Genomic DNA, 15944 nt, shown 5'->3' with positions numbered 1-15944 from the left:
ATCTACTAGGTGTTTAAATGGCAAAAAAAGCGCCAACGATTGACGCACATGGCTATTGTACCATGGGGATGGGGCAAGTAGAACATAGAACATAGAGCATAGAACAGAGGGGCTGGGATTCAGGATTCAGGGGCGAGATTTTTAACGCAGCGGCGCAGAGGAACCGAAGGATGAAGGATGAATTATGAGGGATGAAAACAAAAGTCAGAAGTCAGCAGGAAAATAATGATGGCTGGGGCTATGGGCAAGTACAAACATCATCAAAATAATCTGTGCAATCTGTGGCTAAAAATAATCATTCGTGCAATTCGTGGAATTCGTGACTAAAAGTAATCTTTGTGGATTTTTAACGCAGCGGCGCAGAGAACAGATGGCTGTTGGCTCTAGGCTATCGGAACATTATTTGTGCAATTCGTGGATTTAGTGGCTAAAAATGTTTATGGCTATGGGCTTTTGGGAATTCAATCCAAATAATCTGTGTCAATCTGTGGCTAAACCATTCTTCGTGGAATTCGTGGCCAAAAAATCTGTCCTTCGCGGTTAAAAAAAGATACTAAGATAGAGCAAATTCCAGATACTCAGAGTTAGACAACTTAAACTTACTAGGTGTAAAAAGAATATCAGATTATATTTGCGTTTCGATTCCGACCACTTGCGTTTAATTGAGCCTGACCAGAAAAATGCTGCTAAGGCTAAACCAACCAGACCACCTAGACTGAAAATCTGCCAGCTAATATCAACAGCATTTGAGTTTGCTCCAACATAAAAATCATCAATAATTTTCGATGTTTGATAACTAAAGAAAATTATTGGTATTGAGATTATACATAAACATAGGTAAACAACCAGAATAATCTTTCTGATTCGGGTAGTACCTCGGGGATTATTGGGCACGTGATAGCTCATCCATACCTCTAAATGAGCGCATAGAAAACGCTAAGCTTGAATATCTATGATTAACCAATAGCATAGCAGAATAATCATCTTAATCTGTGGCTAAAACAAAAGGATGAGAAATGAATTATGAGGGATGAAATTCCGATAGCCAAAAGCCCATAGCCACATCCGCTTCGTGGTTAAATTCCTATGCTCTCTGTTCTATGTTCTATGTCCTTCGCGATCTTCGTGATCTTCGCGGTTTCGTCCTTCGTGCGCTTTGTGCTCTTCGTGGATCAAAAGTGTATTCTTCTAGCCCCCGATCCTCCAATTTGACAAGGATCAGCTTTCGTGGTAATCTAATGCGGCTGTCGTGACTGAGAGCCAAAGAACTTGACGGGGCGTGGCGCAGCCCGGTAGCGCACTTGAATGGGGTTCAAGAGGTCCCGCGTTCGAATCGCGGCGCCCCGACCAGTTAACAACATCAAGAAGCCGAAGTGGCGGAATGGCAGACGCGATGGTCTCAAAAACCATTGAGGGCGACCTCATGTGGGTTCGACTCCCACCTTCGGCACCAACTCGATCAACTGTGTATAATGTACACAGTTGATTTTTTTTGTGCACGAGGTTGTTAATTTGCGTAAATTAGGTTTAGTGCTTGTATTTTTATTTGGGTTTGTTACCCCTGCGCCTGCTACTCCCGATGCTCCGACCGCGCAGCCAAGCGTGATCACGCCGTGGGGCATTAACGGCTACCTCACCAAAAACGAGCGCATCACCACTGGCGATAATGTGCCGCTGCTAGCCCAAAAGATGGCCCAAGCGGGGGCCAATTGGTCGCTTGAAGAATTACCATGGGCCGAAATCGAGCCAAGCAATGGTAATTTTCGCACCAGCTACGATAGCCGCATCAAAACTGTCGCCGATGCCAACCTTGGCATTATTGGCATGCTCCTGACCACGCCAGCTTGGGCGCGCGAAACTTCGTGCGCTGGCAACAATAACTATTGGTGTCCACCAAGCGATCCTGCGCAGTATGCAGAGTTTGCAGCTTGGATGGTCGAACGCTACGATGGCGATGGAATTAACGATGCTCCAGGCTCACCGCGCATCGCCGCTTGGCAAATTTGGAACGAGCCGAACTTTCTCGAAACATGGAGTTCAATCAATAATAACGAGGCCTTGCGCCGCCGCCGCTATGGCGAAATTTTGGTCGCTTCATATAATGCAATTAAGCAAGCTGACCCAACCGCGATTGTAGTGGCTGGCGGGGTCTATGTGTTCGATGGTTTTAGCGATGGGCTTGAGTTTCTGAATGGCAATAATGGCGCGTTTCGTCAAGTGCCTGCGGCCAAAAATAGCTTCGATGTGCTGGGGATTCACCCCTATATGCCAACCATCGCTCCCGATTCGATTGGCACGTTTGCAACCGTCACTTTAGAAGGCCGTTTGCTCAACTCGCGCAATTGGCTGAGCAATGATCTTGGCCGCCCCAACGCCCCAATTTGGATTACTGAGATTGGCTGGTGCACCAGCCCTGGCTCGGCTAGTTGCCCCGTGGTAAGTGCCGAAAATCAAGCTCGCTACCTGATTCGCAGTTTTGTGATTGCCCAACAAATGGGCGTGCAACATATTAATTGGCTGCAACTAGAAGATGCTTTCAATGGCGGCCATCCTTTCAGCGGCTCAGAGTTGCTTGGTAATTTGGCGAATAATAATTACACGCCGAAATCTGCTTATACTGCGTTTCAAACCATGGCCTATCTTTTGACCACCGCCACACCACTGGGGACACGCGCTGGCGTGCATACCCACTCCTATGTTGGCAATGGCAATAACACTGGTGGGGTGTATGCCTATCGCTATAGCCGTGGCAGCACCGAGATTGATGTGCTCTGGACGCCTGGGGCGAATACCGCGATTCAATTTCCGCTGACTGCTGGCAAACAGTGGATTTTCCGCACTCGCAATAACCAAACATTTTCGCCAACAATTAATGGTACAACCGCCAGCATTGTGCTTACCAACGATCCAATTTTTATTGTGCAAAAAACGCCTGCGAGTATTAATATTCAGCCATCGCTGAATTTGTTGGCTGAAGTTGGTGGCGGCGAGGCAGCGGCGCTTATTCCGCTGAGCAACGGCGATAGCGAAACTGCGCTCAATTGGACAATTAGCAATATCTCTGCTGGCCTGAGCGTTACGCCAAGCAGCGGCAGCCTCGTTGGCACAACTAATTTGACGATCAGGGCACAAGTTGGTAGCCTAAGCAGCGGAACCTATACCTATCAATTTCGGGTTAATGGCAATAATGGCATTTCACGCACGGTTCAAGTAACGCTGCGGGTCGTAAATCAACTTGAACCTGTCTATTTGCCACTGGTTAGAAAATAGCAGCTATGGCGATCGATTACTGTATTCAAACTACTCCATTTGGGCGTTTGCTCCTCGCAGCAGCGCCCGAAGGCTTGTTGTTGGCCAGTTTTGGCGACGACGATAGCGAGTTGTTGGCTGAAGTAACCGAAGCCTACCCCGATTGCTTGCTGATCTATCGCTCAAATCCCATGCTTGAACAGGCGGTTGAACAATATCAAGCCTATTGTGCTGGCCAGCGTAGCCAATTTAGCGTGCCGATTGCCTGGCAAGGCTCGGCGCAACAGCAAGCAATTTGGCAACAGTTAATCCAAATTCCCTATGGCCAACAATGGTCGTATCAACAATTGGCTGAGCTATTGCCACGGCCCTACCATGCAGCGTATGCAATTAATCAAGCGCTGCGCAGCAATCCTTTGGCCTTGATTATTCCTTGTCATCGGCTAAAAAGTTCGCCGCATGGACTTGGCTACTATCGTTGGGGCCGCAGCCGCCAACAACAACTGCTCGCGCGTGAAGCAATTCCGGTTACTGCCAAATATTCTATGGAGATGATGTCATGATTGTTGGACGCTTGCCTGATGTGCCGCTCGATGGCGATTTGCCAATAAGCGCGAGCCTAATCTCCCAAGGATTAGAACATTATCAAGCAGTTGCCCGCTGGATTGCGACTCTGCCCTTTGGCCGTAACACCAACCCGCTCGATTGGCGCTTGGTGGTTAGCGAAAAACGGGGCACGAGCAGCACCAAACATGCCTTCTTGGCCGAGTTGGCCCGCGAATTGGCGCTGCCAATTAATTTGTATTTTGGCATTTATTTGATGGATGGTAAGAATACGCCCGGGGTTGGCGCAACCTTAGAGTCAAATAAACTCAGCGCGATTCCCGAAGCTCATTGTTTTTTGCGCTATGGCCGTTGGAATATCGATGTAACTCGTTCTGCGAACGCCGAGCCAATTTTGCAATTTTTTGAAGAACAACAAATTACGCCCGCTCAAATTGGCGATTACAAACGCACAGTCCATCGCAATTTTCTGTTGAAATGGGCTACCAGCCAAGGCCTAAGCCTCACCAAAGCATGGGCGATTCGCGAAGCATGTATGGCTGCATTAACCAATGAGCGTTGAATTGCCAACTTGGTGCTTGCCGCCAACGCTTGCTTGGCCCCAAGCTAGCCAGCAATTTGGCTCGTTGCATGTGCCAATTCTTGCGCCAAGTCCCGCCCAAATGTTGCACCTCGCCGAGCGTTTGCGCGCTAGTGCCACAACCATGCAACGACTGCCAATCGCTCGAATTGTTGCGGCGATTGATCGGGCAGCAACGCAATGGTTTGCGCCAGATTATGCGCCACGAGTGCAATTACTGAATCAACTGCCCCAGATTAATGGCTATAACCAAGCTATGTTGAATGCTGTGCTTGACCGCATGCTGGCCGATTGGCGAGCGCCGCAGCTTTGGCAACGGCTCAATGAGCAATTTGGCGATCCGTTGCTGCTTGATGGCTGGCGGCCAAGCGTGGTTGGCGAAAGTCGCGTGCTTGGGCCACGCCTAACCTGGCATATTTGCGCTGGCAATGTACCTGGAGTTGCGATTCAAAGCTTAATCGATGCCCTGTTGGTCAAGTCGCCAAGCCTGCTAAAAGTAGCGCGCGGCGAGCCATTATGGGCAGCAGCATTTGCCAGCAGCCTGATCGAACAATTGCCAGAGCTTGCTGAAAGTATTGCGGTGCTTTGGTGGAGCGGCGGTGAGCAAGCGCTCGAAACGCCAATTTTGGCCACTGCTGAGGCAATTATTGCCAATGCCAGTGATCAAGCGATTGCGGCGGTGCGGCAGCGTAGCCCCGCTCATATTCGTTGGCTAGATTATGGCTCGCGCTACTCATTTGGTTATCTTAGCCAGCGCATGCTTGCTGCACCAAATTTGGCTGAAATTGCCGCTAACTTGGCGGCAGATAGTGTGATGCTTGAGCAACAAGGCTGTGTCTCGCCGCAAGCATTGTTTATTGAAGCACCAAGTGCTGCCCAATTGAGCCAGCTTGCAGCGCTATTGAACCAAGCCATGGCCGATCTCAGCCAGCGTTATCCGGCGAGTAGCGCAATGCTGGCTGCAACGCGGCGGAGTGCTGATGAATATGAGTGGCAAGCGCTGAGCGGCCAACCAATTCAGCTTTTGAGCCAGCCTGAGCAGCCATGGCTGGTGGTAGTTGATCAAGGCGAAAACTTGCCAACAACGACTGGGCGGCTGATCAAGCTTATGCCAGTAGCCGATTTCGCGGAGCTTGCGCAGCGAGTAAGCCCATTGCGTCAGCATCTGCAAAGTGCTACGCTGGTATGTAGTTCTGAGCAGCGGGCCGAATTGGCCGAAGCGCTGGCGCTCCTTGGCGTCGTGCGAATTTGTCATGCTGGGCAACAGGCCTTTCCGCAGGCAGCGTGGCATCACGATGGACGCGACCCATTACGCAGTTTAGTCCGCTGGGTCGATGTAGAACGATCCAGCCATCTTCACCTATAATTAAGCAGTAATTCGACACATTTGGAGGAATCAACGTGGATTTCAAGCTCTCGGAAGATCAGGAATTTATGCGCAAGGCAGCTCGCGAATTTGCCGAAGGTGAAATTCGCCCAACGGTTGCTGAGCGTGATGAGCATAAAATTTGGCCGACCGACATTGTACAGAAGATGGGCAAGTTGGGCTTTATGGGCGTTGCAATCGATGAAGCCTATGGTGGGGCGGGCCTCGATTACATCTCCTATGCAATTATGATCGAGGAACTTTCGCGGGTCGATGCCTCAGTTGGGGTCATTGCCTCGGTCAATAATTCGCTGGTGTGTGCTGGGATTGAAAAATTTGGCACTGAAGAACAAAAGCGCGAGATTCTGACCCCATTGGCCAGCGGCCAACAGCTTGGGGCGTTCTCGCTCTCGGAGCCTGGCGCTGGCTCGGATGCAGCAGCTCAAAAAACTCGGGCGGTTGAAGATGGCGATTATTATGTCATTACTGGCACCAAAAACTGGGTTACTAATGGCTCGAAGGCCAACACCATTTTGTTGATGGCCATGACTGCGCCAGAAAAAGGCGTTAAAGGTATCAGTGCCTTTTTAGTCGACACCAGCGAGCCTGGGGTTTCGGTGCTCAAAGTGGAAGATAAATTGGGCATTCGCTCAGCCCAATCGGCCCAAATGTCGTATGACGAGTTACGAGTGCATAAAAGCCGTATGCTTGGCCAGCCAGGCGAAGGCTTCAAAATCGCCATGACCATTTTGAATGGTGGGCGGATTGGGATTGCCTCGCAGGCCTTGGGGATCGCCCAAGGTGCCTATGAAGCAGCCTTGGAGTATGCCAAAGTCCGCGAGCAATTTGGCCAATCGATTATCAACTTCCAAGCGGTGGGTTTTACCTTGGCTGATATGGCGACCAGAATCAAAGCAGCACGCATGTTGACCTATCATGCTGCTTGGCTCAAAGATCAAGGTGAAAACTACATTGCGGCGGCGGCGATGGCCAAAGTCAATGCCTCAGAAACTGCCATGTGGACTGCCACCAAAGCTGTGCAAATCTTTGGTTCGAATGGCTACTCGAAAGAATATCCAGTTGAGCGCTACTTCCGCGATGCCAAGATTACCGAAATCTACGAAGGCACCAGCGAAATTCAGCGCTTGGTCATTTCGCGTGAGATTGCCAAATAAGCTTCTGATTGATGAACCAGCATTGGTAATGCTGGTTCATTATTTAACCGCTCTTTAATCATTTGAGTGCTTGATCTGATTGCAAAGCTGTGATGGACAGTTGATCGATCGTGTATAATAGCCGCGAACCTCACCATAAAACGGGGGCACGCTTGCCTCACGAGCTCCCAATATTGTTTCGGAGGACGTATTTTTATGCGCCAAAACTCAGCTCTGGGCATGATTATTGCCGTCGTTGTTTTGATTGCAGCTCTTGCTGGTGGTTATGTGTATCTAACCAAGCAACAGACCAACCAACCAGGTGATCCTTCACTTGAGCCAACCGCTTTGCCTATTCCCAACGTTCGGGTTTTAGAAGCGGCGACGGATATTGATGCTAACAAGTTAATTGGCAGCGATCTTGAGCAATATTTTAATGTTGTTGAAGTTCAGCCCACCGAAGTTACCCCCGATGATGTGCTTGAAACAGAATTTTTCAGTGCGATTCAAGGCAAGGTAACGACCACCAGCATTCTTGGTGGCGAGCGGATCAAAAAATCGGCCTTCCGTAACGCAGGGATTGCCGAAAAACTACCAACCCCAGAACCAGGTGCCGAATCGCCCAAAGCTTATAACTTATTTGTCAGCGATATTGGTGGGATTGTTGCTGAAGGCAACAGCGTTGATATTGTTGGCAGCTACAGCCTTGAGCAACCATACTTGCGCTTTACTGGCGTTACCGAGCAAGGCATTACCCTAGTTGATGAAAAATATCTTGACATCAGCACGCACATGCTTGCCCAGAACGTTCGGGTATTAAAAGTTGTGGCTCCACCACTGGTTTCGCCTGATGGCCAACAAACTGGTGCGGCTCCGGCGCCAGCCCAACCAACGGTTGAGGTTGTGATTGATGGTACTCCAGTTGAACAACAACCAACTCCAGAGCCAGTCTTCAACCAAGGCTCGCAATGGCAAATTGTGGTAGCCTTAACGGCACAACAAGTTGAGCTTTTGGAATATACAAAAGCTAAAACTGGTAGTACACTAAATGTAGTCGTGCGGCGCGCTGATGATCAAGATGATCAAATTGTCACAACTGGGGTCACGATGGACTTATTGATGCGCTTATATGGCGTACCACAAGTCTATGCCCAACCAAACATGATTGTGAAACTGTTGGATGCACCTGCACCACCACAGCCACCACAACAACCACCAGTTGTGATTCCATTCCCATTACCTAACGCACCACAACAACAACCATTGCCAACAGCAGTGCCAACTCAAACGCCTTAATACAACCAAGGAGAATTGCATGGCTGAGTCCGATAAAATTCGCGTACTAATTGTTGACGATATTGCAGATACTCGTGATAACCTCGAAAAATTATTGTTTTTTGAGAAGGATATGCAAGTTGTTGGCAAAGCGGCAACAGGGCGCGAGGCCGTGACGCAGGCCAAGCAAATTCAACCCGATGTTGTCTTGATGGACATTAACATGCCCGATATGGATGGCATTGCAGCAACTGAGGCCATCATGGCGCAGGTGCCAAACACGCAAGTTATTATGATGAGCGTGCAAGGCGAAACCGATTACCTGCGCCGTGCAATGTTGGCTGGTGCGCGTCAGTTTCTTACCAAGCCTGTTGGCGGCGATGAACTTGCTGGCAGTATCCGCGAAGTTTATCGTTTACAACAAACCCAACGCCGCTTTGTGGTCGCGGCCCAACAGGTCGAGGAATCTGATCAATCAACCGGTCAAATTATTGCTGTCTATAGCCCCAAAGGCGGCACCGGCAAAAGTGCAATCGCTGCCAACTTAGCGGTTGCCCTAAAGCTGTTGCCTGGTAACCGTAAAATTTGTTTGGTTGACGCAAGTTTGCTGTTTGGCGATATTGCGGTGATGTTCAACATCAATAGCAACAAAACGATCAACGATCTCACCTCACGGATTGATGATCTTGATAAAGATTTGATGAATGATGTGATGACTACCCACGCTTCGCAAATTAAGATTCTGTTGGCGCCTGCAAACCCACAAATGGGCGAGTTGGTGACCGCTGATCATGTGCGAACAGTGCTCGAGGCCTTGCGCCGCGAATACGATTATGTGGTCGTCGACACCCAATCATCATTTCAAGACCAAACCATGGCCGTGCTTGATGCAGCCCATCGGATTGTCTTGCTGATGACGATGGAACTCTCATCGATTAAGAATATTCGCCAGTTTCTGGAAGTTGCCGAGTTGCTTGGCTACAACGACGAAAAACTGGTCTTGGTCTTGAACAAAGCTGATGCGAAATTTGGCATTCGGGTTGATCAAGTCGAGGCGAATATTCAACACAAGGTTGCGGCCCAAATTGGCAACGCACCCTTTGAAATGGTCAACGCGATTAACCGCGGGGTGCCATTAATTATCGATCAACCACGCCATCAAATTTCAATTGATGTTGCCAACCTTGCCTATCTAATCTCAGGCACAACCCGCACAAGTCGCGAAGGCGCCCGTCCACAGCAACCGAAAAAAGAAGAACCCAAGGGTCTCTTCGCTCGATTAACCAAACGTTAGACGCATGGAGGGTGGCTTATGTCGCTCCTAAAGCGTATTGCAGGAAATACGTCCCCATCCTCGGCTTCCGAACCTACAGCAGCAGCACAACCAAGTGCTGCTGCCACACGCCCTGATGGAGCTATTCCGCGCTCTGCTGCAGTTTCTTCTCACGATCGCCTGCTTGACGTTCGCCATCGGGTCCAGCGCCGCTTGACCGAAGAAGTTCGTGATGTCAACAGCACGAATGAAACTAAAATCCGCCAAACAGTCGAAGATCTTTTAAGCGCCGTTCTCGATAGTGAAAATATCGTGCTTAGTCGGGTTGAACGCCTCCAACTGGTCGAATCGTTAATGTCGGATATCGTTGGCTTGGGGCCGCTCGATTCACTGCTCAAAGACGATAGCATTTCGGAAATTATGGTCAACGGGCCAAATAAGATCTACATCGAACAACGGGGCAAGCTGACGCTTTCGGGCACAACCTTCATCGATGATGAACATGCGATGCGGGTTTTGTATCGGATTGTTGCGCCGCTTGGGCGGCGGGTCGACGAAAGCTCGCCCATGGTCGATGCTCGGCTCAAAGATGGCTCGCGGGTTAACGCCGTTATTCGGCCAATTTCCTTGATTGGGCCAGTTATTACCATTCGTAAATTCTCCAAAAAACCGCTTGGGCCCGACGACCTTGTGCGGTTTGGCGCGATTAGCCGTGAGATGATGGATTTTCTTTCGGCAAGTGTGCGCGCTCGGATTAATGTTGTGGTCTCTGGGGGTACCGGTTCGGGCAAAACAACCTTGTTAAACGTGCTTTCTTCGTTTATCCCTGAAGACGAGCGCTTGATTACGGTTGAAAACGCTGCCGAATTGCAACTTCAGCAAGATCACGTTATCTCGCTCGAATCGCGCACTGCCAATATTGAAGGCAAGGGCGAAATCTCAATCAACGATTTGATTATCAACTGCTTGCGGATGCGGCCTGAGCGGATTATCGTCGGCGAATGTCGCGGCGGTGAGACCTTGGCAATGTTGCAAGCAATGAACACTGGCCACGAAGGTTCAATGACGACCTTGCACGCCAATACGCCCCGTGACGCAATTGCGCGTATCGAAACCATGTGTTTGATGTCGGGGATGGACTTGCCGCTGAAAGCTATTCGCGAACAGGTTGCTTCGGCAATTGAGTTGATTGTGCAACAAGCGCGGCTTAAAGATGGTTCGCGGCGGGTTATGGCTATTTCGGAAGTAACGGGCATGGAAGGCGATCTGGTGGTGCTCCAAGATATTTTTGTCTTTGAGCAAACTGGTCTCGATGAACGTGGTAAGATTGTAGGGTCGTTAAGGCCAACTGGCGTTCGCCCACGCTTCCTCGATCGCTTTGAAGCCTTGAATATTTACCTACCACCCAACGTCTTTGGCAATAGTTCAGAGCGCTTTTACTAACCGGCATTACTCGCTAGAAAGGAACTAGGGCCATGGAAAATTTACCACCATGGAGTATTCCCGCCCTAATTGCGATCGTCCTCTTTGTGGCTGGGGCCGTTATCTATCGCAAACTAAGGGAAACAAAAGCCAATTCAGTTGATGGCCGACTCGCAACCTTTGCCGAGCGCAGCCGCAACCAAAACGATACCAACGAACGCGGCATGAGTGCCTTGGCAAGCAGAGTTGATTCGATGGTCAACCGCGGCCAAAAAGGCTCAGATTTGGCCCGCGATTTAGCCCAAGCTGACCTTAAGCTCACCGTGACCGAATTCATTATGATGAAATTCGCCTCGGTGATTCTGTTTGCTTTGTTTGGGGTGTTCCTTGGCCGGGCCAATTTCTTGGCAGTTGTGGCTTGTGGGGTGGTTGGCGCAATCATCGGCTTTATCGTTCCCGATAAAGTTGTGAGCTTTAAGCAAGCTTCACGGCTCAAAGCCTTTAACAATCAATTAGGCGATACGGTTGGTTTGTTGGCCAACTCGCTACGCTCTGGCTATAGTCTGCTCCAGTCGATGGATTTGGTCTCGCGCGAAGCGCCACCACCAATCTCAGTTGAGTTTCGACGGGTGGTGCAAGAGGTCGGTTTAGGCCTCTCACTCGAAGATGGCATGAATAACCTTCTGCGCCGGGTTCCCAGCGATGACCTTGATTTGATGGTTTCGGCAATCAATATTCAAGCTGAGGTTGGGGGTAACTTGGCTGAGATCCTCGATACGATTGCCCACACAATTCGTGAACGGGTCCGGATCAAAGGCCAAATTCGGGTGCTTACCTCACAGGCTCGCTATTCAGGCTATGTGGTTACGTTGTTGCCAATTTCGATTGCAATTATTATTACCATGCTTAACCCTGATTATATGGCCCCATTGATGTCAATTGGGCTGCCACCAGAGAACTGGTGCTGTATGCCAGTCTGTAGCGCAATGATGATGATTGCAGGTTTCTTTGCGATCAAAAGCATTGTTAATATTGAAGTCTAAAGCGGGAGCTTGCTATGGCCTTAATTATTGGCTTAGTTATTCTGGTAATCATCTGTGCAGTTGGGTTTATGGTGCTCAACCAGCGCCGCCAAACTGATACTGTTTCAAGCCGACTTGCTCAATTTACTGAACGCTCCATGAATCTTGAAGATCTGGAGTTGCAGTTGCCCTTTATGCAACGGATTGTCACGCCTATGCTGAACGGTGTTTTTGTAAAGCTTGGTCAATCTGGTAAGGGTAACGATAAACTGCGAACGAACTTAATGCTCGCAGGCAACCCTGGTAATCTGACCCCAGCAATGTTTACCGGGATGCGGATTTTTCTAGCTCTCGCCTTGTTTGGGATTATCTTCGTGGTCTGTATGTTGGCCAAGGCTGATACGCTCAGCACAATTCAATGGTCGGGAGTCGGCGGCGCATTAGGCTTTTTGCTACCAGCCTCATGGCTTGGTCGTCAAATCAAAAAGCGCCAAAAAACCATTCTCAAAGCCTTGCCCGATGCGCTCGATTTGCTTTCAATTAGCGTTACCGCTGGTTTGGGCTTCGATGCTGCACTCCAGCGAGTTGCTGAAAAATGGGATAACGAGCTATGTCGCGAATTTCGCCGCGCGCTTTCCGACATTCGCTTAGGCACCCAACGCCACGAAGCCTTCCGCGCCATGACGGTTCGGACGGGGGTTGATGACTTGACCTCGTTTGTTTCGGCGGTGATTCAAGCAGACCAACTTGGGGTGAGCATGGGTAAAATGCTCAAAATTCAATCCGACCAATTGCGCTTGCGCCGTCGCCAACGTGCCGAAGAAGAAGCTCAAAAAGCACCAATTAAAATGCTCTTTCCGTTGGTATTCTTGATCTTCCCTTCAATGTTTGTGGTTATCTTGGGGCCAGCAGTGCCACGTTTGCTTGGTGGTGGTCTCTAGTGTCGCAACACGCCATTCGCAATCTAACTCGTAATAGCAACTTGGTGGAATACGCTGAGTTTGCGAATAGCTTTTTGAGCCGTGGCATGGGCTTGATGGGGCGTAAGAATTTGCCAGCCAACACTGGCTTAATTCTGTATCCCAACAACAATATTCATATGTTCTTTATGCGCTTTGCCATCGATGTGATTTTTGTTGATCGCCAACATCAGGTGGTCGGGCTGCGCGAGAACTTCAAGCCCTGGCGACCATTTGCTGGCGCTGCCAAAGCCCGCTATACCCTCGAATTGCCGGTTGGGGTTATTCAACAATCGCAGACCCAACTCGGCGATCAATTAGCAGTTATTCCTGCTATTTTCTAGCGCATAGCCCTAGCAATGCACGCTTATTGCTAGGGCTATTCAATCACCACTTCAACCCCATAGGCTTTGCGAAATAAATTGGTCTTGCGGTTTGCATCCCAAATTTCAATCGAGGCATCGCCAACCGCTTGCACGCTAATTCGCACCTGCTGCTTCTCGATTTTGCAATCCACGCCCTGAACCACTTGGCTCTTGGAGCGCTCAAGATATTCGGCAATTCGTAAGAGCGCACTTAATTTGCCCAGCCGCTCAAGATCGCCCTCGGCCAATACGCCGCCTAACCCAGCATCGGTTACTCCACCTTTGCGATGATGCCTCGTTAATAGCCCAATCATGGCCATTTCGCGATGGGTATAGCCATTCAACATCGAGTTTAGAATCAAATACAGGCCATGTTTATGATGATCGTAGAAATTGACCGCCACGCCAATATCATGCACCATGCTTGTTGCTTCGAGCAATTCGCGCTCCCACGCGCCATAGCCATGCAAACTTTGTAGCTGATCAAACAATGACAGGCTTAATTCGCGGACTTTGGCCACATGCAGCACGTTATAGCCATAAATGCGGGCTAAATTTGCCACCGAAAATTGGCGCACATCGCTCAGCAGGGGTGGCTGTGAGCCACGCAAAAAATGCTCGTAGAAAATGCCATCACGCAAGCCATGGCCACAAATCCACAAGCTATCAGCGCCACAGCGCTGCATCAAAGCTTGAATGAGCAGCACGCCAGCGGTAATCACATCGGCGCGATCATTATTCAGCCCTTCGAGTTGCTCGCGCTCGTTACGATTGAGCTTGCTCAAACGGCTGGCCCATTCGTCGACTCGTTGCAGCGACATCGTGTAGCCATGAACAATATCAAGTGGATAGCGCTGCGCTCGTTGCTCAAGCTTGGCGAGGTTGCGCACCGTGCCGCCAACCCCAATTAATGGCAATTTACTACCTTGGGGGCGAAACCAATCCAACCCTGCCAAGGCTTCATCGACGTGGCGGTCGAGGGCTTTGAGTTCTGCTTTGCTGGGAGTGTCGCTGCGCAAAATTTGCTCGGTCAGACGCACTGTGCCAAGTGGCAACGATGTGGTATTGGCTAGCCCGCGCCCGCGCACCAAGGCCAATTCGACGCTGCCGCCGCCGATATCAAACATAAAGCCATTGCTTACACCAAGCGTATTGATCATACCAAGGTAGCTGTAGTAGGCTTCTTCATCGCCGCTGAGCACCCGTAAATCGAGGCCGGTTTCTTCTTTAACTTGAGCTAAAAAGCTGGTTTGATTGGCGGCATCGCGGACGGCGCTGGTTGCCACCGCCACAACCTCATTCACGCCCATGGCGCGGCAGAAATTGCCAAACATGCGCAAAGTTTCAAGCGCTTTGGCAATAGGTTGGGCTTGCAGTTGATTATCGGGGCCAACATTATGCGCCAGCCGCACATTTTCCTTCACTTCTTCAACCAATTTGAAGGAATGATGCGGCTGATATTGCACCACAATCATGCGAGCGGTGTTGGAGCCAAGGTCAATAATCCCGACATGTTGGGTCATTACAGTTCTCCTCGACAACGCCTAGCATGCTATTTTAGGTTTTGCTAATAATAAACTTGGACGGTTGTACCCACGCTTGCCCAATCGTAGAGCCAAGCGGCAGCATCGAGCGGTAAGTTAACACAGCCATGGCTAATCCGAGTGCCACTGCCAAATAAATCGTGCCAATAGGTGCCGTGGAGGGCAACGCTACCATTGAAATACATGGCATGTGGCACATTCGGCACAACCCAGGTTTCGCCGCCAAGCGAGCCACGCATGGTTTGCAACGGCACTTTGGCATAAATTTCATAGCTGCCAGTTGGCGTGTTAAAGCCATCTTTGCCCGTGGCAACTGGCGCATCAAACACGATTGTGCCATTTTCGTAGGCATACAGCCATTGTTTGCTAATATCGACTTCGATGCGCTTGCCAAGGTTGGGGTTGGCAGGCTTGGGCGTGGCAGTTGGCACTGGCTCATTGGTTGGTTGAGCAGGCGCAGCGGTTGGTGGCACTTGGGTTGGCTCGGCAACTGGTTGCGGGGCAGCAGTTTGCACCGGAGCTGGCGCGACGGGATCAAATTCAAATAAATAGGGTTGCTCGTAGCTCATACCTTCGATCAAGCCCCGAGCGGCAGCAACTTCTTGGCCAAGCGGTGCTAGCTCAATTTCTTCGGGCGTGCCTGCCAACAAGGGATGCTCGATCAACAAGGCGCGTTCAAAGTATTGCACTTTGAAACGACCAGTTGGGCGGGCTTCGAATTGGGCTGGACTAATGGGCAGGCCAAAAATTTCGACCCCGCCATTGGTTTCCCAAAACCTGCGGAAACTGCCAGCGAGATCGTAGTTGGAGCCTTCTGGGCGCAGGCTTGCGCCAGCGAGCCGTGGTTGTGGGCCGAAATCGCGCCATTGGGTGCGTTCGCGGCCAACCAAGCCCAAGCCAACACTATCAGTTTGCGGATCATATTCAAAGCGCGCGTTTTCGAAATATTGCACAATCAGCGTATCTTGCTCGAGGGGATCGGTAATTGGTTGGCCAAAAATCTGCTCGCCGCCGTTGATTTGCCAAAACGAAGCAAACCCATAAGTATCGGTGAGGGCAGGGGTCACTGCTTGGGAAGTGCGAAAGGCCCAAAAACATAAACCAAGAACGAGGCTCAACCAAATGATCCGCCGCATAGCTGTATTCTCCGCGTGCTGCCTGAGGCTTAAAA

13 protein-coding genes and 2 tRNA genes are annotated in these 15944 nt (G+C 50.1%); 13 read left to right on the top strand and 2 right to left on the bottom strand.

The features are described from left to right. Positions 1–1273 precede the first annotated feature (1273 nt). From SE18_RS16635 to SE18_RS16575, 13 genes are all read left to right on the top strand, one after another. A tRNA-Pro gene (locus SE18_RS16635) sits at positions 1274–1350 on the top strand. A gap of 17 nt (positions 1351–1367) precedes the next feature. Continuing rightward, positions 1368–1453, top strand: a tRNA-Leu gene (locus SE18_RS16630). Between the two features lie 41 nt (positions 1454–1494). Then, the gene (locus SE18_RS16625; protein WP_054535589.1) at positions 1495–3270 is read left to right on the top strand and encodes a BACON domain-containing protein; all 1776 of its coding nucleotides are present in this window, start codon (positions 1495–1497) and stop codon (positions 3268–3270) included. 5 nt (positions 3271–3275) lie between these two features. Beyond that, entirely contained in the window at positions 3276–3812 is a 537-nt protein-coding gene (locus tag SE18_RS16620; RefSeq protein ID WP_054535588.1) for a methylated-DNA--[protein]-cysteine S-methyltransferase, read from the top strand. After that, positions 3809–4375: a hypothetical protein gene (locus SE18_RS16615; RefSeq protein ID WP_054535587.1), complete on the top strand. Its 567-nt coding sequence runs from the start codon at positions 3809–3811 to the stop codon at positions 4373–4375. Before SE18_RS16620 ends, SE18_RS16615 begins: the two co-directional genes overlap by 4 nt. Next, on the top strand, positions 4365–5759 hold the full coding sequence (locus tag SE18_RS16610) for an acyl-CoA reductase (protein WP_054535586.1): 1395 nt from the start codon (positions 4365–4367) through the stop codon (positions 5757–5759). Before SE18_RS16615 ends, SE18_RS16610 begins: the two co-directional genes overlap by 11 nt. Positions 5760–5794: 35 nt before the next feature. Then, the gene (locus SE18_RS16605; RefSeq protein ID WP_054535585.1) at positions 5795–6934 is read left to right on the top strand and encodes an acyl-CoA dehydrogenase; all 1140 of its coding nucleotides are present in this window, start codon (positions 5795–5797) and stop codon (positions 6932–6934) included. Between the two features lie 195 nt (positions 6935–7129). Further along, on the top strand, positions 7130–8209 hold the full coding sequence (locus SE18_RS16600) for a CpaB family protein (RefSeq protein WP_054535584.1): 1080 nt from the start codon (positions 7130–7132) through the stop codon (positions 8207–8209). Between the two features lie 19 nt (positions 8210–8228). Then, positions 8229–9482 carry an AAA family ATPase gene (locus SE18_RS16595; protein ID WP_054535583.1) on the top strand — a complete coding sequence of 418 codons (1254 nt, stop codon included), beginning with the start codon at positions 8229–8231 and terminating at the stop codon, positions 9480–9482. An 18-nt stretch (positions 9483–9500) separates the two neighbouring features. Continuing rightward, complete coding sequence (locus tag SE18_RS16590; protein WP_054535582.1) at positions 9501–10904, top strand: CpaF family protein; 1404 nt, start codon at positions 9501–9503, stop codon at positions 10902–10904. Positions 10905–10936: 32 nt separating this feature from the next. Next, positions 10937–11926: a type II secretion system F family protein gene (locus SE18_RS16585; protein WP_054535581.1), complete on the top strand. Its 990-nt coding sequence runs from the start codon at positions 10937–10939 to the stop codon at positions 11924–11926. Between the two features lie 14 nt (positions 11927–11940). Next, positions 11941–12846, top strand: coding sequence for a type II secretion system F family protein (locus SE18_RS16580; RefSeq protein ID WP_054535580.1), 906 nt, complete (start codon positions 11941–11943; stop codon positions 12844–12846). Continuing rightward, positions 12846–13208: a DUF192 domain-containing protein gene (locus SE18_RS16575; protein ID WP_054535579.1), complete on the top strand. Its 363-nt coding sequence runs from the start codon at positions 12846–12848 to the stop codon at positions 13206–13208. Before SE18_RS16580 ends, SE18_RS16575 begins: the two co-directional genes overlap by 1 nt. 35 nt (positions 13209–13243) lie before the next feature. On the opposite strand, the gene SE18_RS16570 is transcribed toward SE18_RS16575, so the two are convergent. Then, a complete protein-coding gene (locus SE18_RS16570; RefSeq protein ID WP_054535578.1) occupies positions 13244–14752 on the bottom strand; it encodes a Ppx/GppA phosphatase family protein in 1509 nt (502 codons plus the stop codon). Between the two features lie 44 nt (positions 14753–14796). Beyond that, on the bottom strand, positions 14797–15909 hold the full coding sequence (locus tag SE18_RS16565) for a L,D-transpeptidase family protein (RefSeq protein WP_054535577.1): 1113 nt from the start codon (positions 15907–15909) through the stop codon (positions 14797–14799). Between the last annotated feature and the right edge of the window lie 35 nt (positions 15910–15944).

It is taken from the genome of Herpetosiphon geysericola (assembly GCF_001306135.1).
Taxonomy (GTDB): Bacteria; Chloroflexota; Chloroflexia; order Chloroflexales; family Herpetosiphonaceae; genus Herpetosiphon; species Herpetosiphon geysericola.
This window is presented reverse-complemented; position numbering and strand designations above follow the sequence as displayed.